The sequence below is a fragment of the Rhizobium sp. M10 genome, from assembly GCF_002531955.1.
In the GTDB taxonomy this organism is placed as follows: domain Bacteria; phylum Pseudomonadota; class Alphaproteobacteria; order Rhizobiales; family Rhizobiaceae; genus Rhizobium; species Rhizobium etli_C.
In genome coordinates this window covers 94,414-116,332 of record NZ_NWTA01000015.1, presented here as the reverse complement: position 1 = coordinate 116,332, position 21,919 = coordinate 94,414, and the positions used below count along the sequence as shown (strand labels likewise).

At 62.5% G+C, this 21,919-nt stretch carries 16 protein-coding genes and 1 pseudogene; 14 read left to right on the top strand and 3 right to left on the bottom strand.

Annotated elements, in window-relative coordinates; genetic code table 11:
• Positions 1–40 precede the first annotated feature (40 nt).
• The 13 genes and pseudogenes from CO671_RS22135 (at position 41) to CO671_RS22085 (ending at position 15,908) form a co-directional block, all read left to right on the top strand.
• On the top strand, positions 41–6,343 hold the full coding sequence (locus CO671_RS22135) for a HAMP domain-containing protein (RefSeq protein ID WP_097607736.1): 6,303 nt from the start codon (positions 41–43) through the stop codon (positions 6,341–6,343).
• A gap of 10 nt (positions 6,344–6,353) precedes the next feature.
• The gene (locus CO671_RS22130) at positions 6,354–8,027 is read left to right on the top strand and encodes a response regulator (protein ID WP_097607735.1); all 1,674 of its coding nucleotides are present in this window, start codon (positions 6,354–6,356) and stop codon (positions 8,025–8,027) included.
• A 10-nt stretch (positions 8,028–8,037) separates the two neighbouring features.
• Entirely contained in the window at positions 8,038–8,310 is a 273-nt protein-coding gene (locus CO671_RS33405) for a hypothetical protein (protein WP_141514481.1), read from the top strand.
• Positions 8,311–8,906: 596 nt separating this feature from the next.
• Positions 8,907–10,664, top strand: a complete 1,758-nt coding sequence (gene treZ, locus CO671_RS22125; RefSeq protein WP_245425016.1) for a malto-oligosyltrehalose trehalohydrolase — start codon at positions 8,907–8,909, stop codon at positions 10,662–10,664.
• A gap of 27 nt (positions 10,665–10,691) precedes the next feature.
• Positions 10,692–12,599: a 4-alpha-glucanotransferase gene (gene malQ / locus CO671_RS22120; RefSeq protein WP_097607733.1), complete on the top strand. Its 1,908-nt coding sequence runs from the start codon at positions 10,692–10,694 to the stop codon at positions 12,597–12,599.
• Positions 12,600–12,616: 17 nt separating this feature from the next.
• A pseudogene (locus CO671_RS22115) lies at positions 12,617–12,805 on the top strand (hypothetical protein); the annotation flags it as partial.
• Between the two features lie 203 nt (positions 12,806–13,008).
• Positions 13,009–13,170: a hypothetical protein gene (locus CO671_RS33810; RefSeq protein ID WP_170964797.1), complete on the top strand. Its 162-nt coding sequence runs from the start codon at positions 13,009–13,011 to the stop codon at positions 13,168–13,170.
• Between the two features lie 135 nt (positions 13,171–13,305).
• Complete coding sequence (locus tag CO671_RS22110) at positions 13,306–13,710, top strand: hypothetical protein (protein WP_097607732.1); 405 nt, start codon at positions 13,306–13,308, stop codon at positions 13,708–13,710.
• Positions 13,711–13,777: 67 nt separating this feature from the next.
• Complete coding sequence (locus CO671_RS22105) at positions 13,778–14,026, top strand: hypothetical protein (protein ID WP_097607731.1); 249 nt, start codon at positions 13,778–13,780, stop codon at positions 14,024–14,026.
• 211 nt (positions 14,027–14,237) lie between these two features.
• Positions 14,238–14,468 carry a hypothetical protein gene (locus tag CO671_RS22100; RefSeq protein WP_097607730.1) on the top strand — a complete coding sequence of 77 codons (231 nt, stop codon included), beginning with the start codon at positions 14,238–14,240 and terminating at the stop codon, positions 14,466–14,468.
• Positions 14,469–14,566: 98 nt separating this feature from the next.
• Positions 14,567–14,830, top strand: coding sequence for a hypothetical protein (locus tag CO671_RS22095; RefSeq protein WP_097607729.1), 264 nt, complete (start codon positions 14,567–14,569; stop codon positions 14,828–14,830).
• A 128-nt stretch (positions 14,831–14,958) separates the two neighbouring features.
• Positions 14,959–15,462: a hypothetical protein gene (locus CO671_RS22090; RefSeq protein WP_097607728.1), complete on the top strand. Its 504-nt coding sequence runs from the start codon at positions 14,959–14,961 to the stop codon at positions 15,460–15,462.
• A 194-nt stretch (positions 15,463–15,656) separates the two neighbouring features.
• On the top strand, positions 15,657–15,908 hold the full coding sequence (locus CO671_RS22085) for a hypothetical protein (RefSeq protein WP_097607727.1): 252 nt from the start codon (positions 15,657–15,659) through the stop codon (positions 15,906–15,908).
• A gap of 4 nt (positions 15,909–15,912) precedes the next feature.
• On the opposite strand, the gene CO671_RS22080 is transcribed toward CO671_RS22085, so the two are convergent.
• Positions 15,913–18,417 (bottom strand): methyl-accepting chemotaxis protein, encoded by a 2,505-nt coding sequence (locus CO671_RS22080; RefSeq protein ID WP_097607726.1) that lies wholly within the window; start codon positions 18,415–18,417, stop codon positions 15,913–15,915.
• Positions 18,418–18,644: 227 nt separating this feature from the next.
• A complete protein-coding gene (locus tag CO671_RS22075) occupies positions 18,645–19,373 on the bottom strand; it encodes an endonuclease/exonuclease/phosphatase family protein (protein WP_097607725.1) in 729 nt (242 codons plus the stop codon).
• Between the two features lie 123 nt (positions 19,374–19,496).
• On the opposite strand from CO671_RS22075, the gene CO671_RS22070 reads away from it, so the two are divergent.
• Entirely contained in the window at positions 19,497–20,459 is a 963-nt protein-coding gene (locus tag CO671_RS22070; protein ID WP_097607724.1) for a lysylphosphatidylglycerol synthase domain-containing protein, read from the top strand.
• Here CO671_RS22070 and CO671_RS22065 read toward each other — a convergent pair.
• Positions 20,406–21,902: a phospholipase D-like domain-containing protein gene (locus tag CO671_RS22065; RefSeq protein ID WP_097607723.1), complete on the bottom strand. Its 1,497-nt coding sequence runs from the start codon at positions 21,900–21,902 to the stop codon at positions 20,406–20,408. The genes CO671_RS22070 and CO671_RS22065 overlap by 54 nt on opposite strands.
• Between the last annotated feature and the right edge of the window lie 17 nt (positions 21,903–21,919).

Below are 21,919 nucleotides of genomic sequence, written 5' to 3'. Positions count from 1 at the left end.
TTGAGCACTAAATTACCAGTCTTCGAAGAGGGGGATTTTCGTGAGCAACCAAACCAGCGAATTCGCGCGTGACAACGCTGCGGTAGAGAGCCTCAATGGGCACGATCACAAAACCATGGCGTTCGATGACGCCAGCGCTCTTCTCGAGGTTCTGGTCGCGGTCAGGCGCGGTGATTTCTCCGTGCGGATGCGCTCTGATCTCACCGGCGTCACCGGCAAGATCGCCGACGCCCTCAACGACATTATTGCCGCCAACCAGCGCATGGCCCAGCAGCTCGAACATGTCGGCCAGGTCGTCGGCCGCGACGGGCGAACGAGCACACGGGTGCGCTTCGGCCTTTCCGATGGGTCTTGGTCCGAGATGGAAGGATCGATCAACGGCCTGATCGACGATCTCCTGTGGCCGACGACGGCGGTGACGCGCACGATCACCGCGGTCGCCAAGGGTGACCTGCTGCAGACCGTGCCGCTCGACGTCGACGGCCGGCCGCTCAAGGGCGAATTCTTGCGCTCGGCGGATATCGTCAACACGATGATCAAGCAGCTGAGCGTCTTCACCTCGGAGGTGACGCGCGTCGCCCGCGAGGTCGGCACCGACGGAAAACTCGGCGGCCAGGCGCAGGTGTCCGAGGTGACCGGCGTCTGGAAGGACTTGACCGAAAGCGTCAACTCGATGGCGTCGAACCTGACGGCGCAGGTGCGCAACATCGCCGAAGTGACGATCGCCGTTGCCAACGGCGACCTTTCCAAGAAGATCACCGTCGACGTGCGCGGCGAAATCCTGCAGCTGAAGGAAGCGATCAACACCATGGTCGACCAGCTGCGCTCCTTCGCTTCGGAAGTGACGCGCGTGGCCCGCGAGGTCGGCACCGAAGGCAAGCTTGGCGGCCAGGCGCTGGTGCCGGGTGTGGCCGGCACCTGGAAGGATCTGACCGACAGCGTCAACGCCATGTGCGGCAATCTGACGGCCCAGGTGCGCAACATCGCCCAAGTGACGACGGCCGTGGCGCGCGGCGATCTGTCGCGCAAGATCACCGTCGACGTCTCGGGCGAAATCCTGGAGCTCAAGGAAACCATCAACACCATGGTCGATCAGCTCAACGGCTTCGCCGGTGAGGTGACGCGCGTCGCCCGCGAGGTCGGTACCGAGGGTCGGCTCGGCGGTCAGGCGCAGGTGCCAGGCGTCGCCGGCACCTGGAAGGACCTGACCGACAACGTCAATTCGATGGCCTCGAACCTGACGGCGCAGGTGCGCAACATCGCCGAAGTCTCGACCGCCATCGCCAATGGCGACCTGTCGAAGAAGATCACTGTTTCGGTCTCGGGCGAAATCCTGGAGCTGAAGGAAACCATCAATACGATGGTCGACCAGCTGAACGCCTTTGCTTCGGAAGTGACGCGCGTCGCCCGCGAAGTCGGCACGGAAGGCCGGCTCGGCGGCCAGGCCAATGTGCGCGGCGTCGCCGGCACCTGGAAGGACCTGACCGAAAACGTCAACTCGATGGCCGGCAACCTGACGGCGCAGGTGCGCAACATCGCCGAGGTTTCGACCGCGATCGCCAATGGCGACCTGTCGAAGAAGATCACCGTCCCGGTTTCGGGCGAAATCCTGGAACTGAAGGAAACCATCAACACGATGGTCGACCAGTTGAACGGTTTTGCCGGCGAGGTGACGCGCGTCGCCCGTGAAGTCGGCACGGAAGGCCGGCTCGGCGGCCAGGCCAATGTGCGCGGTGTCGCCGGCACCTGGAAGGACCTGACCGACAGCGTCAATTCCATGGCCTCCAACCTGACCGGCCAGGTGCGTAACATTGCCGAAGTCGCGACCGCGGTTGCTCAGGGCGACCTGTCGAAGAAGATTACCGTCCCGGTTTCGGGCGAAATCCTGGAGCTGAAGGAGACCATCAACACCATGGTCGATCAGCTGAACGGCTTTGCCGGCGAGGTGACGCGCGTCGCCCGCGAGGTCGGCACCGAGGGGCGGCTCGGCGGCCAGGCGAATGTGCTCGGCGTCGCCGGCACCTGGAAGGACCTGACCGACAGCGTCAACTCGATGGCGGGCAATCTGACGGCGCAGGTGCGCAACATCGCCGAAGTCTCGACCGCCATCGCCAATGGCGACCTGTCGAAGAAGATCACAGTGTCGGTCTCGGGCGAAATCCTCGAGCTCAAGGAAACGCTGAACACCATGGTGGATCAGCTGAACCGCTTCGCCTCGGAAGTGACGCGCGTCGCCCGCGAAGTCGGTACCGAAGGCAAGCTCGGCGGCCAGGCGCAGGTGCCGGGTGTCGCTGGCACCTGGAAGGATCTGACCGAAAACGTCAATTCCATGGCTTCCAACCTGACCGGCCAGGTTCGCAACATTGCCGAAGTGACGACAGCCGTGGCGCGCGGCGACCTGTCACGCAAGATCACCGTCGACGTGAAGGGGGAAATCCTCGAACTGAAGAACACCATCAACACGATGGTCGATCAGCTCAACGCCTTCGCCGGTGAAGTCACCCGTGTGGCCCGCGAAGTCGGCACCGAAGGCAAGCTTGGCGGTCAGGCGCAGGTCTCCGGTGTGGCCGGCACCTGGAAGGATCTGACCGACAGCGTCAACTCGATGGCCGGCAACCTGACGGCACAGGTGCGCAACATCGCCGAGGTGGCGACCGCGATCGCCAATGGCGACTTGTCGCGCAAGATCACCGTCGACGTGCGCGGCGAAATCCTGCTGCTGAAGGACACGCTGAATACCATGGTCGACCAGCTGCGTTCCTTCGCCGGCGAAGTGACGCGTGTGGCCCGTGAAGTCGGCACCGATGGCCGCCTTGGCGGCCAGGCCGTCGTTCCCGGCGTCGCCGGTACGTGGAAGGACCTGACCGACAACGTCAACCTGCTCGCCGCCAATCTGACGACCCAGGTTCGAAACATCGCCGAGGTGACGACGGCCGTGGCGCGCGGCGACCTGTCGCGCAAGATCACCGTCGACGTGAAGGGTGAAATCCTCGAGCTGAAGAACACCATCAACACGATGGTGGACCAACTGAACGCTTTCGCCGGCGAAGTGACGCGCGTTGCCCGCGAAGTCGGCACCGAGGGCAAGCTCGGCGGCCAGGCGCAGGTGCCGGGCGTCGCCGGCACCTGGAAGGACCTGACTGATACCGTCAACGTCATGGCCGCCAACCTGACCGAGCAGGTGCGCGGCATCGTCAAGGTGGTGACGGCGGTGGCGAACGGCGACTTGAAGCAGAACCTCACCGTCGCCTCCAAGGGCGAAGTGGCGGCCCTTGCCGAAACCATCAACAACATGACCAACACGCTTGCCACCTTCGCCGACCAGGTGACCACGGTGGCGCGCGAAGTGGGCGTCGAGGGCCGCCTCGGCGGCCAGGCGAACGTGCCGGGCACGGCCGGCACCTGGAAGGATCTGACGGGCAACGTCAACTTGCTCGCCGCCAACCTGACGACACAGGTGCGCGCCATCGCCGAAGTGGCGACCGCCGTCACCAAGGGTGACCTGACACGCTCGATCAAGGTCGATGCGCGCGGCGAAGTGGCCGAGCTCAAGGACAACATCAACACGATGATCGACAACCTGCGTCTCACGACCGAGCGCAACACCGAGCAGGACTGGCTGAAGACCAACCTCGCGCGCTTCACCAACATGCTGCAGGGGCAGCGCGACCTGACGCTGGTCGGCAAGATGCTGCTGTCGGAGCTGGCGCCGCTGGTCGGCGCCCATCAAGGCGTCATCTACCAGGTGGATGCCGACGAGAGCCAACCGTTCCTGTCGCTGCTGTCGGTCTATGCGCAAGGCGGCGAGGCAGCGCATCCGCCGCGGCTCGACCTCGGCCAGGGCCTCGTTGGCCAGTGCGCGAGCGATGCCCGCCGCATCCTCGTCACCGATCTGCCCGACAATGTCGTACCGATCAGCTCCGGCGTGTTCACCACTCTGCCGAGGAGCGCGATCGTGCTGCCGGTGCATTTCGAGGGCCAGGTGAAGGCGGTTATCGAACTCGCCTCCGCAGGCGAATTCACCGAGCTGCAGCTCTCTTTCCTCGACCAGCTGACGACCTCGATCGGCATCGTTCTCAACTCGATCGAAGCGACAATGCAGACCGAAGGCCTGCTGAAGCAATCCCAGCAGCTCGCCGCCGAACTGCAAACGCAGCAGCGCGAACTGCAGCAGACCAACGAACAGCTCGGGCAGAAGGCGCAGCAGCTCGAGGAACGCAACGTCGAAGTCGAGGCCAAGAACCAGGAGATCGAGCAGGCGCGGCGCGCGCTGGAAGAAAAGGCGACCGAACTGGCGCTGACCTCGAAATACAAATCCGAATTCCTCGCCAATATGTCGCATGAGCTGCGCACGCCGCTGAACTCCATCCTCATCCTTGGCCAGCAGCTCGGAGAAAACCCCGACGGCAACCTGTCGGGCAAGCAGGTCGAGTTCGCAAAGACGATCCACGGCGCCGGCACCGATCTGCTCAATCTCATCAGCGATATTCTCGATCTCTCCAAGATCGAGTCCGGAACGGTCTCGGTCGATGCCGAGGAGATCTTCGTCAACAATCTGCTCGAAGTGATGGCGCGACCGTTCCGGCACGAAGCGGAAACGCGGAACCTGTCCTTCGCGGTCGAGGTCGGCGCCGACGTCACAAAGAGCATTATCACCGACTCGAAGCGGCTCCAGCAGATCCTCAAGAACCTGTTGTCGAATGCCTTCAAGTTCACCGCGCAGGGCGGCGTGACACTTCGCGTCGCATCGGCGACGAGCGGCTGGTCGTCGGATCACCCCTCGCTCCGGCACGCGCCGTCGGTGATCGCCTTTGAAGTCGTCGATACCGGCATCGGTATCCCGCCGGAAAAACAGCGTATCATCTTCGAGGCATTCCAGCAGGCGGACGCCTCGACGAGCCGCAAATATGGCGGCACCGGCCTCGGGCTGGCGATCAGCCGCGAACTGGCAAACCTGCTCGGCGGCGAGATCCAGCTGCGCAGCACGCCCGGCGTCGGCAGCACCTTCGTCCTCTACCTGCCGCTGACCTATGTCGGCGCCGGTGCGGTTGCACCCAGGCCGGTTTCGCCGCCGGCGAATGTCGTGGAATTCGCCGAGGCGGCGGCAAGCCGCCGCGCCGAGAAGCCCACCGAACATGTCGCAGACGATCGACACCGGATCGCGACGGGTGACTCGGTGCTGCTGGTCGTCGAGGACGACGCGCATTACGCCCGCGTCCTGGTCGATCTCGCCCGCGACAATGGTTTCAAGGTGCTGGTGGCGATGCGCGGCAGCGACGCGCTGACGCTGGCGCAGGATTACAAGCCATCGGCGATCTCGCTCGATATCTTCCTGCCCGATATGCTCGGCTGGACGGTGCTGAGCCAGCTCAAGCAGAACCCGCAGACGCGGCATATCCCGGTGCAGATCATCAGTCTGGACGAGGATCGGCAGCATGGGCTTACGCGCGGGGCTTTCGCCTTCATGAGCAAGCCGACGACGCCGGAAGGTCTCGGCAAGGCGCTGTCGCGCCTGAAGGCCTATGCCGAGCCGCGCCGCAAGCAGTTGCTGCTCGTGGAGGACGACGAGGCGGAGCGCTTGAGCGTCACTGCGCTGCTCGGACATGACGATATCGACATCACCAGCGTCGGCTCGGGATCCGAGGCGCTTGCCGCTTTGCGGCGCAATTCCGCCGACTGCGTGGTGCTCGATCTTTCTCTTCCCGATATGTCGGGCTTCGACGTGCTGGAGCAGATACGCGACGATGCCGAGATCGGCGAGGTGCCGGTGGTCGTCTTCACCGGCAGGGAGCTCTCTGCGGAGGAGGATGCGACGCTCCACAGCATGGCCCGCAGCGTCGTGGTCAAGGGTGTGGAGTCCCCCGAGCGGCTTCTCGACGAGACGGCGTTGTTCCTGCACCGGGTGGTCGCCGATCTTCCGGCGGCAAAGCAGGCGACGCTGCAGGAACTGCACAGCTCGGACGAGGATCTCGTCGGCGAGACCGTGCTGCTCGTCGATGACGACGCCCGCAACATCTTCGCCCTCAGCAGCGTGCTGGAGCGCCGCGGCATGAGGGTGCTGACGGCGACGACCGGCAGCGAAGCCATTGACGTCATCAACAACGAACCCTCCGTTGCGATCGTGCTGATGGACATCATGATGCCCGGGATGGACGGCTATGAGACGATGCAGGTCATTCGCTCGGAGCCCCGCTTCCGGCGGTTGCCGATCCTGGCGCTGACGGCCAAGGCGATGAAGGGTGACAGGGAGAAATGCCTGGAGGCGGGTGCGTCGGATTACCTGGCGAAACCCGTCAACACCGAGCAGCTCCTGTCGGCACTGCGCATGTGGCTGCACCGCTGAGGATCCGGCCATGAACCCCGTCAACATCCTCCTCGTCGACGACCAGCCCGCGAAGCTCCTGAGCTACGAAGTCATTCTCGAAGAGCTCGAGGAAAACCTCATCAAGGCGCAATCGGCCCGCGAAGCCTTCGAGCACCTGCTGCGCACCGAAATCGCCGTGATCCTCGTGGACGTCTGCATGCCTGAACAGGACGGCTTCGAGCTCGTCAGCATGATCCGGCAGCATCCGCGCTATCAGAATACGCCGATCATCTTCGTCTCCGCCGTTATGCTGGCCGAACCGGACCGGCTGCGCGGCTATGCGGTCGGCGCCGTCGATTACGTCTCCGTCCCGATCGTGCCCGAAGTGCTGAGGGCCAAGGTCAGGGTTTTTGCCGATCTTTACAGGAAGACGCGGGAGCTCGAACGCCTGAATGCCGAGCTGGAGGCGAGGGTGCACCAGCGCACCGCCGAGCTCGAAACCTCGGCGGCGCAATTGCGTCAGCTGAATGAAGAACTCGAGCACCGGATCGATCAGCGGACGCGCGAGCGCGAGGAGGCGCTGGCGCAGCTCTTCGAAGCGCAGAAGCTCGACACGATCGGCCATTTGACCGGCGGCGTGGCGCACGACTTCAACAATCTTCTCATGGCGGTGCTCGGCAGCCTCAGCCTGCTGAAGAAGCGGCTGCCGGCCGATGAACGCAGCGAACGCCTGGTGACGAACGCGATCCAGGCGGCCGAGCGCGGCACGGCGCTTACCCAGCGCCTGCTCGCCTTCGCCCGCCGGCAGGAGCTGAAGCCGCAGGCGGTCGACTTCCTCAGGCTGTTCGAAAACGTCGAGGATCTGCTCGCTAAGGCTGTGGGGCCGCGCGTCGAGATTCGAAAGCGCATCCCGGCGGATTTGGAGCCGCTGCTGGTGGACAGCAACCAGCTGGAGCTGGCGCTGCTCAACCTCTTCGTCAATGCGCGCGATGCGCTCGAAAGCGGCGGCGCGGTGACGGTCGCCGCGGCGGCGGAAGAAGCACGGCCGACCGGCCTTGCGGGCGGGAATTACATCAAGATATCGGTCTCGGACGATGGCGAGGGGATGGACGAGGCGACGGTTCTGCGTGCTGCCGAGCCATTTTTCACCACCAAGGGGATCGGCAAGGGCACCGGCCTCGGCCTGTCGATGGTGCACGGCCTGGCAGCGCAATCGGGCGGCTCGATCCAGATTTCGAGCGCGAGAGGCAAGGGCACCACCGTCTCCCTCTGGCTGCCCGTCGCCGAGAGCTTCACCAAGGCGCAGCCGGCGATCGTGCCGGCGGCCGCGGAACCCGTCAAGCCAGTGTCGCGATCGCTTGCCATTCTTGTCGTCGACGATGATGCACTCGTCAGGACCGGAACCGTGGCGATGCTGGAGGACCTTGGACACCTGCCGCGGGAAGCGGCGTCTGCTTCCCAGGCTCTGGAATTCTTCGCCGGCGGACAGGAGTGCGATCTGGTTATCACCGATCACGCCATGCCGGGCATGACCGGCGCAGAGCTCGCGCGCCACCTTCGTGCAGCTTTCCCCAACCTGCCCGTGATCCTCGCTTCCGGCTATGTCGAGCTTGCCGAGGACCAGGGCCTCGGCCGGATGCTCAGGATGACGAAGCCGTTCACCCAGGAGCAGCTTCAGGCGGCCATGGACGAAGCGCTCCGGGACAAGGTCGCGGCGGCGTGATCAATCAAGTGTGGCCACCAAGGATCGCCTGCTGATTGTGACCACCCATCTGGCCGGTGCTGCGCTGCCCGTCGCGTGGAAGCGCCCCGACAACATGCTCTCACAGATCATTCATCTGTTTATTCGCAGATGCCACGTTGATCTGGCTTTACGGGGCTTTCATCCGCAAAACACCCGTATCACCTTAGACTTCGGATCAGTCACGGACTGGACCGCAGTGCCGCTATGGACGAAATTCAAGCGCGTAGGTGTATCGGTAGCGACCCGTTCTTCACTTCCATAATGTCGCGAATCTGCGGGTATTTTTAGCCCGCTTGTCGCAGAAGAGGGACCTCCTACCAGCTTTTGATATCGAGAGGCGCCACAAGCATCAGAGGTTGGACCTAGTACCGAGTTGGGTGATGACGAAGTTGCACATGCGCTTAGAGAAAATAGGGCTAAAAATACAGGCGCGGTTAGTAAAAGTTTCAAGGTTTCCCCCATCAGGCTGCTAACTATCCAGAACTCTGGCAGGCCAGAGTGGAACTGGTATCGGAGGCTATCTACTACCTCAATAGGTTGCAAGCTGACAATTTCAGGCGGCATCGCAAAAGGAGCGAGAAGGGCGCCCTCGCGTCGTAATGTCTGCTGGTTCAAGCAGTGAGCACATAAAAAGGTAGGTTCGTAAGCGTGTTTTCTATTCTAAATCGGGAGCCATAGAGCGCGGTTTCTCGCAAAGGGTGAGCAGCCCATCACGTCTGGAAATCAAATCCCACTCTCTCTCAGCCGACACGCTGCTGGCATCGCAGCTTCCCACGTCTGCTTGCAGACGAAACTTTTTGCTCCCGCGAAAGTTACCCGGGTTACGTCCATTCATCAAAGGCGCTCTCCTTGACCAAAATGACGTTCGGCCCCGCCTTCAGCGAAGACGGCATTCTGTTCCGCCTCTGGGCTCCCCTGCATGAGAGCGTGTCCTTGAAGATCGAAGGTTCCGATCCGCGTCCGACGCAGGCGACTGAAGATGGCTGGCATCGCTGCCTGGTCGCCGATGCCGGAGCCGGCACGCGCTACCGTTTCGTGCTGCCCGATGGTCTCGAAGTTCCGGATCCCGCCTCGCGCTTCCAGCCGCTGGATGTGCATGGCCCGAGCGAAGTGGTCGACCTTTCTTCCTATCGCTGGAACACCAGCGAATGGACCGGCCGGCCTTGGGAAGAGATGGTCATCTACGAACTGCATATCGGCTGCTTCACGACGGAGGGTACTTTCAAGGCTGCGATCGACCGGCTCGACCATCTGCAGGCACTGGGCGTGACGGCGCTGCAGATCATGCCGGTCGCCGAATTCCCGGGCCGCTATAGCTGGGGCTATGACGGCGTGCTTCCCTATGCGCCCGACAGCAGCTACGGCCGGCCGGACGATCTCATGGCGCTGGTGGACGCCGCGCACGAGCGCGGCATCTCGGTCTTCCTCGACGCGGTCTATAATCACTTCGGCCCGGACGGGAACTATATCCCGTCCTACGCGCCGCTCTTTACCGATCATCACAAGACGCCCTGGGGCCACGGCGTCAACTACGATGGCGACGGGTCGGAGATGATCCGCGAATTCATCATCCAGAACGCCATCTACTGGATTAGCGAGTTCAGGCTCGATGGTTTTCGCTTCGATGCCGTCCATGCGATTAAGGACGACAGCAGGGAGCATCTTCTGCATGCGCTCGCCCGTCGTGTCAGGGCAGCGGCCGGCGACCGGCAGGTTCACCTGATCGTTGAGAACGAGGAGAACGACAGCGACCTGCTGCAGCGCGATGACAGCGGCGCGGCGCGGCTGTTCACGGCCCAGTGGAACGACGACCTGCACCATGCGCTGCATATCGCGGCGACCGGCGAGACCTTCGGCTATTATGCCGACTACGCCGGTGATGCCGATAAGCTCGGCCGCGCGCTGGCGGAAGGTTTCGTGTTTCAGGGCGAGCATATGCCCTATCGCGGTGGGAGCCGGGGCAGGCCGAGCGGCCACTTGCCGCCGACCGCCTTCGTGTCCTTCATCCAGAACCATGACCAGATCGGCAACCGGGCGCTCGGCGACCGCATCATGGCCGCGAGCCCGGCCGATGTCATCAAGGCCGTCACATCAATCTACCTGCTGGCGCCCGAGATCCCGATGCTGTTCATGGGCGAGGAATGGGGTGCGAAAGAGCCTTTTCCGTTTTTCTGCGATTTCGACGAGGATCTGAACGACAAAGTCCGCAAAGGCCGGCGCCAGGAACTGTCACGCCTGCCGGGCTTCGATGCCGACGAGCTTCTCGACCCGACGGCGCCGTCGACCTTCGCTGCCGCCAAGCTCGACTGGTCGAAACTTGCCTCCTCGGAGACCCTTGATTTCTACAGGACGCTTCTCGATCTGCGACGTCGAAGAATCATTCCCTTGCTGAAAGGCGGCGCCGGACATGCGGCTTACCGGTCGGCCGGCACTGCGGTGGCGGTGGATTGGACGTTTGCCGACAACCGGCGCCTTCACCTCAGCGCCAATCTCAGTGACGAGGCCGCGACGCTCGGCCCTCAGCATGAGGACGGCGAGACGATCTTCCGTCTCGGCCGCAATGACGATGGCGATCTTGCGTCTTGGACCGTGATCTGGAGCATCAGCAAAGCGTAAGGGGGCTGAGATGAAGGCGATCGAACCATGAGGCCCTGGGAGATCGAAAGGCTCGCCCGCCGGCACGGCATCAGCCCGACAAGGCCCAGTCCCGACAATCGGGAAGTGGCGATCTCCAGCGACACCAAGCGCAAGCTACTTTCGGCACTGAAGGTCGACTTGTCGGCAGCGGCTGATCGCGAGACGGCCGGGACGCGGCAGCAGCCGAAGCCGACGTTCAAGGAGATCCCAAGGTCATACCTCCCGGATTTTCTGTCCGGCACGCGCGTCTGGGGCATCAGCCTGCAGCTTTACGAGCTTCGCTCGGCGCGCAACTGGGGCATTGGGGACTTCGAGGATCTGTCCGCTATGACAGATCTGGCGGGATCGCTTGGCGCCGATTTCATCGGTCTCAACCCGCTTCACGCGCCCTTTCTCGCCGATCCCGAGCGCTGCAGCCCCTATGAGCCCTCGAGCCGCCAGCATCTCAACCCGCTCCAGATTGCCGTCGACCGGGTGCCGGGCTTTACCGGCAATGCCGACCTCGAGCGGCAATTGCAACGCCTTCGCCGAACCGAGCTCGTGGATTACGCCGGCGTCGCACGAACCAAGCTTCAAGCGCTGCGGGATCTCTGGCCGGAGTGGCGGGCGCGAGCGGCGACCGACAAGGCCTATGATCCACGGGATTTCGACGCCTTCGTCGCGCAAGGCGGCGACAGCCTGCGGCGGCACGCTCTTTTCGAATGCCTGTCGCTTTCCATGGCGGCTCGTGGCGCAGGCGCCGGCTGGCAGAAATGGCCGTCCGATTTACAGCGCCGCGACAGCGCTGCCGTCGCCGAATTCGAGCGCGAACATGAAGACGATGTGCGTTTCCATATGTGGCTGCAATGGCTCGCCCACCGGCAGCTGATGCAAGCGGCCGCGCGGGCGCTGAAGGCCGGCATGCGGATCGGGCTCTATCTCGATCTTGCCGTCGGCGAGGCAGTCGACGGCTCAGCGACATGGAGCGAGCCGGATGTCTATATTTCCGAGGCCACCGTCGGCAGTCCTCCCGATCCCTTCGCCGTCGACGGGCAGGACTGGCATCTTGCCGGCTATCTGCCTTCCATGATCGCATCGGGGAAAACGTCTCCCTTTCGTCGTATGGTGAGCTCTGCCATGCGCTATGCGGGCGCCATCCGCATCGACCATGTCCCGGCGCTTCGCCGCCTCTTTCTGGTGCCGCTCGGCGCCAGCCCGGAGGGCGGCGGCTATGTCCGCTATCCCCAGGATCGGCTCCTGCAGATCCTTGCCGAGACGTCCGCCGAGCATCGATGCCTCGTCATCGGCGAAGCCTTGGGGATGATCCCTGAAGACCTGCCGGATGATCTGGCGGCGGCCCGAATTCTCTCTTATCGGATCCTTTCCTATGAACAGGACGACGACGGCTTCAAGCCGGCGGATGCCTATCCCATTCTTGCCTTGGCGTGCATTTCGACGCACGATCATCAGACCCTGGCCGGCTGGTGGCGCGGCGCCGACATTCAGGACCGGCGCGAGCACGGCATCGTGCCGCCGGATCTCACCAAAAAGCATCTCGAACACCGCAAGCGCGAGCGGCGACGCCTGAAGGCGGCGCTCAGGGCCGCCGGTTTCGGCCTGCCGCAGCGTCTTGACGCAAGGGCAAGTCGGGAGGCGCTGAGGCAGCTGAGTGTCAGCGCCTATCGCTTCATCGCCAGAACCCCATCCCTTCTCGTCGCGGTTCGCCTTGCCGATCTCACGGATGAGAAAAACCCGACCAATATTCCCGGCACCAGTGGCAGCTATCCGAATTGGAAGCCGAAGCTGTCGGTTTCGCTCGAGGACATGACGTCGAGCCCGCTCGTCCAGCGCGTAACGGAGGCGATGCGCAAGGAAAGGCCGCAAAATCAAGTGGCAAGGGAACGAATAGGACGCCGGCGGATTCTGAATAGATAGGGAAAAGGATCGCCGAGATGGTTTCCAAGAAACAACTGGTCGAAGTCGCGGTGGATACCGAAGAAGGGCGTGTCCCTCTCGGCATCATGAATGCCCGGCAGGCGCTCGCGCTTCCCGATGATCTCGATGTCGAAATATCGCATCCCGATCACGAGCCGGGCAATACCGACCGCTTCATCCAGAAGCACGAGTTGCGACGGCATCTCGACGTCAGCAGCAAGGGCGCGGGCAAGCCGGTGAAGACCAGAGCAGAAGACGCCGCGATGGCAAGCGGCGGCGGTGGCGGCGAGCATGATCGCCACCATGGCCACGACCCGCGGCGGAGGTGAGGGGCAGACTGGCGGCGGACTGACCAGTCGAAGGGATGAGGTCCGTCGTTTCATAGGATCAACATGATGGAAGACAGACCATGACGACCGCATTCATCCTTGTTGCATTGGCTCTCATCGTCATCTACGCCGGCCCGACACTGCTGTTTATCTGCGTCGGTTATGCCGACTACATGCTGGAGCGGCGCAGACACTTGTTGGCTTTGAAGCACGCGGTAAGGCGCCGCAGCGACGAGCTTTAGGCGTCCGGCAATATCATTGAGGCGCGAGCGCGAGGCAGGCTGCGCGGTGTGGCGACATGCGCTGTCAATCGATCATCAAAACAGGTTTCATGGCGGGACCGCGAGGTCGGAACGTTGATTTTGGGAGATGTGAAAATGCCGCGGCGCAAGAACAGTGAGACGACTACCCTCGATACCCGCGGAGCCAAGCTCGGCGAACCGGTGCCGAAAGCCATTATCGATACCAACACCGCATCCGTCGGCATCCCCCGGCAGCCCGAGGAGGACCTGCGCGTGGAATTGATTACATTGCGGAAACAGATCGACATGCTCCAGCAGCAGGTGCTGGAGGCCGGGCGAGCGGCGAAGGACAGTGCTGGAAAAGCGATCCATCAGACCGAGGCCGTGGTCAAACATCATCCGCTTGCAACGGTTATGCTCGTGGCTGCTGTCGCGGGTGTGTTTGCCTTTGCCTCACATCACGTCTCCTCGCCGCGTCGCGAGCCATCCGCCTTGCGAGACGTCAGGGACTTCTACGACAGGATGCGCCAGCGGATCTGACAAGATTTCAGGATTGTCAGCACCCCGATTTTGCCCGAGGCTCTGTCACGCAACAAGGGAAAACCGGATGCTCGACATCATTATACGCAGCGCTCTCGCTATCGTCGGGCGGACGGAACGCTTGATCGAAGCGGCGAGGCGGCTGCTTGACGGAGATGACCTCGACGAGGCGGAGGTGTATGAACTCGATCGTGAGATCGAACGGTTGAGGGACGTGATTTTTGGGATGGACGAGGCGGTCCGCTCGCTCGCACTCACCGTCGAATGCTGGCCGCAGGCCGCTCACGCCCATGCGTTAGAGAAAACATTGCACTGACCGCGTGACTTTAGCAGCACATTGTGATTTCCTAAGTTGCTGTTATAAAACAGGTTTTTTAACGCGAATCGGCATGTCACGCCGATGTCACGCGACCGTGGAGGCAATATGTGCTTGATTGGGGCGTTCGGCGCTGCCGATTTCCAGGCCGGATGCGCTTGGAACGCGGAAAATGAGGGGCAGGGGCGCTATTATCGTTGGGGCATGGGCGATGACTTTGGAGACCTCCGGGCCGATATCCGAGCCCGACGAATTCATATTTCCGGTTCACACCCGGACGATCGCGCAGATACGCTATGATATTCGTGGCCAGGTCATGACGGTCGTCTATCATGATGGCCGTTCGCGCACCACGACCGGCATACAGGGCTCGGCGATGCTGAGAATCCTCGCCCAGCGTCCGCTGGAGCGTTCCCCGTTTCTGTTGCGAACGGTCATCTGACAGAAAATCGGCGCATCCGCAGCTAAATCGTCCTCATGGTGCATCCATTTCCCGGGAGCTGCGTTCATCCTCGATAGCCAGTCTATGGAGGGAAGACGATGACCTTTCCACGGCCGAAAGCCGAAGCTCCCGCTCAGCGCTTCCAAGAAGCGAGCGCTGCTGCACGCGACGCTTTGGAAAAGCTGATTGCCGCCGCCAACGAAGCCGGATGGGGGACCGAGGAAATATCGGTCGCATTCCTCGAGGCCGCGCGGTTTTTGAACGAGGTCAACAAAAAAGATCCCGATCCTGCCGACGATCCGATCATCAGCGAGGTGCCAGGCAAGCGGGAGCAAATTGGACACGGCGAGCTTTTTGATTAAGGCATGTCGCGCAAAACTGTGCAGCGGTTTGCGGCAGCGACATGCGCAGGCCCGCAGGGCCAGGTCGGCGAGTGGGATCAATTTGAGCCATCGGGCGTTCTGCGGTGAGGAAACACGGGAGACGCATCATGTTCAAGAACGAATCCGGCACTGGCGCCGACAACAGGCTCGACGACGCCGGCATCCCGCTCGCAAATAAAGAAGAGGCGGACATCAATCCTGACCTCATCAGGCGCGAGGGTTTCGCGAGCGAGGCCGAATACCGCGCCTATCTCGCCACGCTTGGCGGGGAGATTCCGTTCGACGCCTATGTGGCGGAAACCGTCGAGACCTCCGAAGGACATGCTCTGGAAGGCCATCTCAGGGAGTTGCGGGAAGAGCTCGAAAACCTCCAGGCCCGTCTGCAGGTGATCCGGCGGCAGGCCGCAACCGTCTTGACCGAAAATGCTCGCTGGGCCGATGCCAGCGCCCATGCCCAACTCGGTGACCGGCCATGGCTCAAGCTGGCGGGCGCGATGGCGGCAGCCTTCGTCGTCACCAGGGGGCTCCGGCGTTTGCCTCTCGGGACTGTGGCAACCGCGGCGCTGCCCCTGGCCGCCGCCGCGATCAACCGGAAGCTTGCCAGAGATTGATGTGCGAAGGCCAGAGCATGATGCCGAAAAATGTGAGCGGTTTTCGGACGACATCATGCTCTAATTCTTTAATTTAGAACAGGATTCAGATTTTAGGCCGACCGGGCCTAAAATCATCCTGTTCTAGGCTGGAATGAGCGCCATCTTCTCGCCGAAGTGTTCGCGCCATCTTACGGTCTGGAAGGGAGATGAACATGGCTGGACATGACGACCGCTATATCGAGATCACGACGCGTCTTCGCTCGATGCGGTCGTTCTGCGACTTCCTCTCGCAGGGCGGTACCGTCCGCGTCGCCTTGTCGGACGGCGAGCCCTTTAATGACGTCACCGCCCTTCTGCTGGAACGGAATCGCCGGGAGGCGGAAGCGCTCGCCCGCACCCGCAGGCAGCTTTATCCCGATCTCGCAGACGAAGATGTGACGCCGCCGCTCTACAGCCGTCACTGACTCCTCAGGCAGCGGCCACGCCACGCCTGTCCGTTTCTTCCAGCTGGAACTGGTCGATCAGCTGCAGAAGCGTCCGCGTCTCGTCGGCCAGCTCCTTCGTCGCCGCGCTCGTTTCCTCGACCATGGCCGCGTTCTGCTGCGTCATCTGGTCCATCCGGTTGACGGAGGAATTTACCTCGTGCAGCGCGTTGTACTGCTCTCGGCTCGAGCGGGCGATGACATCCATCTGCTCGGATGCAGTAACCACTTTTGCGGAAATGCTTTCGAGGACTTCGCTGGTTTCGCGCACGACCCGCGCCCCGTTGGTAATCTCCGCGCGCGAGCGTCCGATGAGCTGCTTGATCCGCTGACCGGCCTCGGCGGAGCGCTGGGCGAGATCGCGGACTTCCTGGGCGACGACCGCAAAGCCTTTGCCGGCTTCACCGGCGCGGGCCGCTTCGATGCCGGCATTGAGCGCGAGCAGGTTCGTTTGAAAGGCGATGTCGTCGATGACGCCGATGATCTGCACGATCTCGTCCGAAGCGGCTTCGATCTTGCTCATCGCCTCGATGGCGCTGGCGACGACACCGGATGAGGAATCCGCCGTCTTCTTGGTGTCGGTGATGATCTCGCGGGCATCGTCGGCGCAGGCTGCCGACGAGCGAACCGTGGTGGTGATCTCCTCGATAGCCGCGGCGATTTCCTCGAGTGCGACGGCCTGCTGCTCGGTGCGCTTGGCGAGGTTGCTCGCCGACAGATCCATCTGGCCGGCATTGCCTTCGATCATGCGGGTGTTGGTGCGGATCTGGTCGATCGTTGCCTGCAGGCGCAGCAGCGACGCATTGAAATCATCGCGGAGCTGCTCCAACCGGCCGAAGAAAGGCGTGGCGATCGTCTGCGAAATATCGCCGCGCGCCAGGCGTCCGAGACCCTCGGCCAGCGCCCTCACGGCAAAATCGATCTGCTGTTCGACCGCGCGCTTTTCCTCGTCGTTGTGATGCCGTTCCTCCTCGGCCCGCGTCCGCTCGATCTCGCTGCGCTCCTCGATTTCGACCTTGGCGATGGCGTTGTTCTTGAAGACGCCGAGCGCGCGGGCCATGTCGCCGATTTCATCGGCCCGGCTTTCGCCGACGATCGCCGTTTCGAGCTTGCCGTCGGCGAGCCGCCGCATGGCCGAGGTGATCTGGGTGATCGGACCTTTGAGCGTCACAGTCAGCCCGACGCCGGCGAGGATAGCGATCACCACGCCGAGGATCGTCGTTCCCAGCGACATGGAATTGGCTTCGGTGCGTTCTGCGGCCGCGTTCTGCCGCTGCATTTCGGCGAAAGCCGTCAGCTGCGACCACATGCCGTCCACATCGGCGGCGGCGGCGCGGAATTCGTCCTGGCGCTGCGCGCTGATGCGGACGAGATCGCTGGCGGCCTTCTGCATCTTATCCAGCGCCGGCAGGAGCTTCGGTTTGAGATTGTCGAATTGGGTAACGCCGCCGGCATTGGAAATCAGCATGTCCAGCCCTTTTCTGACAGCGGTAATTTCCTGCGAAAGCCGCTGGAGATTGGCGTCCGTCGGGGCCAGCGTCAGCTTCGCCAGGACGATCTGGATCACATAGGCCGAGGTCGTCAGCTTCTGGCCGTCTCTCTGGCTGGTCTTGGCGCGCTCGACCGTCTTGGCCGTTTCAGCCGCCTTATCCGTCACGGTCTTCAACCGCCGCGTGGCGATGACCTGCAACTCGGGCAGCCTGCCGACGATCTGGGCCGTTGCATCCCGAAGGCCGACTGCGCGCTCCTCGGTCTGGCCGGAAGCTTCGACGAGCGGCTTCAGGGCAGCGATGGCATCGTCGATCGCCTTTTTGGCGTCCGGCGCCTCGCCGCCGAGCGCCATGCCGACGATGCGCTGTTGCCGGGCGAGTTCTTCCAAATCGGGGCCGCCGATCGGCCCGGCGGCCTGGGCCTTGTCGTTCAGCGATTGGGTGAAGGACGCGAAATCCGAAATGCGCCGCGCATCGGCGAGCGTGTTGCGGGATTCATCTTCCTGCAGGTCGGCGGCACGCTGGAGAGCCTTGGTGCCTTCGACGATATCCGTCTGGGACGATACGACAACGCTCTGCGCCTTTTGGAGATCGGCGAGCAATGCTGCCCGGTTCTCCTGAAGTTGCCACAATAAATCCATGCGCGCCGAAATTCCGTCGATGGAAGCGAGCGCCTGCTCCAGTTCCTGCTGGCCGCTGCGATCGGCGGCGAGCCTGTCGAGGCCGGATTTCAGAAGGCTGCGTTGATCGGCAAGCCTGGCGGTGACGGCGTCGCGGTTTTCCTGCGTGGCATTGGCAAGGAACTCGGCCATTGCCGCCGACAGATTGCGAAAGCCGCTCAAGGATTGGAGTACGGAGTTGGAAATATCCATCCGCCCCTGAAGCAGGCTCGATGCATAAAAGCCCACGGCGCCCACGGCCATGATGCTCAAGATGAACGGAACGATGAATACCATCACCTGTGTCTGAATGCGCACACGTGACAACAGCCTGCCCAACATCAACCCCTCCTTCCCCGAGAGAACAATCGGTTTCGAGTGAAGGTCTCCTCACCGCTCGAGCCGATTGCCTATCCGTTCCCGCTCGGACATATGACGGAGCGGCGGAATGAATATTCCATATCACATTATTCGTGAAATATTCGTTTCAATGTCGTTGAGGGTAGGGTGGATGTCGTTTTTCCACCGATATCCGGCCGCGAGGTTGTCCGGATGTGCCACGCCGACGATCAGGCGAAACCGATTTCCGCAAACAGAGGCAGGTGGTCCGAGGCGATCCGCGTCAGCCGATTTTGCAGGACGGTGGCCTTTTTGACGACGAGATCGTCGGTGACGAAGATGTGGTCGAGACGCATCAGCGGGTAGAGGGAGGGAAAGGTCGGTTTCGCGGCGGCCTTGCCCGCGAGCTGGGCGTCCTTCAACGACCGCGCGGCAAGTCGGTACGTCGCCGATGATGGAATGGCATTGAAATCGCCGCAGAGAATGCAGGGAAGAGGTTCGTTCGCCGCGCCGCGCAGCCAGCCCGCGTTGAGCAGCGTCGTCATCTGCCGGATGCGCTCGCGCCCGCGAAGGCCGAGATGGGTGTTGATCACCAGGAGCTTCCTGTCGCCGACCAGGATTTCGACGGAAAGCGCGCCGCGCTGTTCGCCGATGGAGGGCAGAGGGCCGGCCTTGACCGCGCCTGTCGGCAGCGCGGTGATGATCGCATCGCCATACTGCTCCTCGGCAACCGACAGCGCCGGATGGAAATGCGCCTGCATCTTCAGCAGCGAGGCGATCGCATGGGCCTGATCGACGCCGCCGGTCCGACGTCTCAGGACATCGACTTCCTGCAGGGCGACGATATCGGCTCCAGCCTCGGCAATGACCGACGCGATGCGGCCGGGGTCGAGCTTCCGGTCGTTGCCGATGCAGCTGTGCACGTTATAGGTCAGGAGTTTGATCGATCTATCCGGCATAGGCCCGCTAAAGCTGGTCTCCCCTCGAGAGACAGGGTTCGTTCTCCCCGAGGGGAACACAAAACTCTTTTGATCGTTCCAGATGATCGAGCCATGGTGCTCGCACCTCGAAACGGACAATCGATGAGTCTGAAAAACGCAATCTGGAATGGACTGCTCGTTGCCGCCCTTTGTATCGCGGGCTTTCTTCTCTATCGGATCTTCCGCCAGTACAGCCTGGAGCAGATTGTTCAATCGGTCCGCAGCATACCTTTTCCGAGCTTCTGCACAGCACTGCTGTTTGCGGCGGCATCCTATCTATGCCTGAGCTGTTTCGACTTGCTGGCGATCCGCTCGCTCGGCAAATCCCTGCCTTACCGGAAGATCGTGCTCGCCTCCTTCATCAGCCTTTCGCTCGGCCACAATATCGGATTTGCGGGGTTGAGCAGCGGCGCCTTCCGCTATCGCTACTATTCCCGCTGGGGCCTGACGGCCGTGGACGTGGCGAAGATCATCCTGTTCTGCGGCGTCACCGTCGGCCTCGGGTTGATCACGCTCGGCGGCCTTGCCCTGATCGTCAATCCCGGCGATGCCGCGCGTCTGCTGCGCATCGACCCGGCGAGCACCCGCCTTTTCGGTCTGCTGGCGCTCGTCGTGCCGGTCGTCTATGCGGGGCTGGCGTTTTTCATCCGCGGCAGGCTGCGGCTCTGGCACTGGTCGTTTCAGCTGCCGCGATTTTCGATCGCGCTCGCCCAGATCGGGGTCGGGACGACCAATTTCATGCTGGTGTCCGCCTGCCTGCACCAGATGCTCTCGGTCTTCGGCGACGTTGCCTTCTTCAAATCGGTGACGGCTTACGTGCTCGCCAATTCCGCGATCCTTGCGACGCATGTCCCCGGCGGTCTCGGCGTACTCGAGGCGACGGTCTCCTATGTCGTGCCGCAGGAGGCCTCGATCGGCGCGCTGATTGCATTCCGCTGCAGCTATTTTTTCATTCCGCTGGCGCTCGGCACCACGCTTCTCATCGTCAGCGAACTGATCTTCCGGCGCCGGTCACGCGGAGCGGACCAGGAGACGGAAGAGCGCGCCGAGGCCCAGTCGGTCTAGGAGCCTGAAAGGCCGGGCCGGATCGAAGAACCAGGTGCCTCTTATCGGCGAAATACTGCCCGACAGATCGACGGCAAATTCCCGTAAGCCCCGAGGCCCATCATTGAGCGTATCGATTGCCCGGATGATCGAGCCGCTCCGTGCAAAGGCCGCGGCGAAGGTCTCCGGGGTCGTTCCGAGATATTCGGCCAGCAGGCGATCGCGCAAGTCCGCGATTCGGCGGCGATGTTCGTCATTGTCGGCCTCGAGCAGCATGTCGCATTCCGAATCCAATCCCTCCGAGCGGTTGTTGAGATTGGAGGAGCCGATGCGGATCAGTTCGTCGTCGGCAATGATCAGCTTGGAATGGATGAGCACCTCCACCCCGTCGTCCTTTCCGGGCATTGGCGGCCCGGGCACGACGGGATAATAAACCCTGAACCGATCGGCGCGATCGGCGCGCTTGAGGCGGCGGATGACGCGGTCGCGATTGCCGCCCATGAAGAGCTTTTCGATCAGGCCGTGCGAACGGCGCGTGCAGATGACCACGATCTCGGGGCCATCTTCCTCCTGCAGCCGCGCGGCAAGGGCGTCGGCGATGCGGAAGGAGGCGAGATATTGCGCTTCGATGTAAAGCTGCCGCCGCGCCCGGGCGATGATATCGAGTGTCGAGGCGATTCCGTCGCTGACCCCGGCGCGGAAAGTGGTCGCCGGCTCCGTCAGCACGAGGCTGATGGGGATCTGTTTCAGCGAAACGGCAAGATCGTCCGGCCATGTGAAAGGGTAGCTCTCGGCAAGCGGTCCATGGTTTTCGCCGGTGGCGTTTTCCCAGCGCCGCCGCGCGATGTCGCCGATCAGCTTGGCGGCGTCGCCGGTGACCATCGCCTGAACGTCATGCAGCGGATCGTAGGACACGCCTTCGGGGTCACGTCGCAGCGCCTCCCTGGCGCGATGGCGTCTCGTATCCCATCGCCGCGACGTCACGTCCATGCCGCCGATGAAGGCGACGGCATCGTCGATACAGACGAGTTTCTCATGATGGCAGCCGCGCACGGTGTTTTGAAGATCGAAGCGCAGATCGATCCTGGCATTCCTCGGGAAGTTTTTCTTCCGAAGCACCTGCAGGGATTTTCCCGAATAGATCGGTCCGAGCGTCCAGATGAGGATGCGTATCTCGATCGCCGGATTTGCCTCTGCCACGGCATGCAGCAGCTCGGCCAAGGTTTCGCCGGATTTTTCCGGCTCCATCGGAATATCAGGATTGAAATCCCATCCGACGATCCAGACCCTGCGCCGCGCCTGCCGCAGCGCCCGCGCCAGCTCGGCGAAATACCGGTTGCCATTGATCAGGAAGGCGGCTTTTTCGGCGTGGCCTTCCAGTTCCTGTTTTTCACCGCGGCCTGGCTGTTGCGCTTTTGTTCTAAGCAGGTAGGGTTGATTGAGCATGGTTTCTAACGCGGTCATGGTTGCCTCGGCCTTTC

Coding starts and splice junctions, on each gene's coding strand:
- CO671_RS22130 (WP_097607735.1), top strand. CDS start 6,354: ATGAACCCCGTCAACATCCTCCTCGTCGACGACCAGCCCGCGAAGCTC.
- CO671_RS22095 (WP_097607729.1), top strand. CDS start 14,567: ATGACCTTTCCACGGCCGAAAGCCGAAGCTCCCGCTCAGCGCTTCCAA.
- treZ (WP_245425016.1), top strand. CDS start 8,907: ATGACGTTCGGCCCCGCCTTCAGCGAAGACGGCATTCTGTTCCGCCTC.
- malQ (WP_097607733.1), top strand. CDS start 10,692: ATGAGGCCCTGGGAGATCGAAAGGCTCGCCCGCCGGCACGGCATCAGC.
- CO671_RS22070 (WP_097607724.1), top strand. CDS start 19,497: ATGAGTCTGAAAAACGCAATCTGGAATGGACTGCTCGTTGCCGCCCTT.
- CO671_RS22100 (WP_097607730.1), top strand. CDS start 14,238: ATGACTTTGGAGACCTCCGGGCCGATATCCGAGCCCGACGAATTCATA.
- CO671_RS22110 (WP_097607732.1), top strand. CDS start 13,306: ATGCCGCGGCGCAAGAACAGTGAGACGACTACCCTCGATACCCGCGGA.
- CO671_RS22105 (WP_097607731.1), top strand. CDS start 13,778: ATGCTCGACATCATTATACGCAGCGCTCTCGCTATCGTCGGGCGGACG.
- CO671_RS33810 (WP_170964797.1), top strand. CDS start 13,009: ATGACGACCGCATTCATCCTTGTTGCATTGGCTCTCATCGTCATCTAC.
- CO671_RS22080 (WP_097607726.1), bottom strand. CDS start 18,417: ATGTTGGGCAGGCTGTTGTCACGTGTGCGCATTCAGACACAGGTGATG.
- CO671_RS22085 (WP_097607727.1), top strand. CDS start 15,657: ATGGCTGGACATGACGACCGCTATATCGAGATCACGACGCGTCTTCGC.
- CO671_RS22065 (WP_097607723.1), bottom strand. CDS start 21,902: ATGACCGCGTTAGAAACCATGCTCAATCAACCCTACCTGCTTAGAACA.
- CO671_RS22090 (WP_097607728.1), top strand. CDS start 14,959: ATGTTCAAGAACGAATCCGGCACTGGCGCCGACAACAGGCTCGACGAC.
- CO671_RS22075 (WP_097607725.1), bottom strand. CDS start 19,373: ATGCCGGATAGATCGATCAAACTCCTGACCTATAACGTGCACAGCTGC.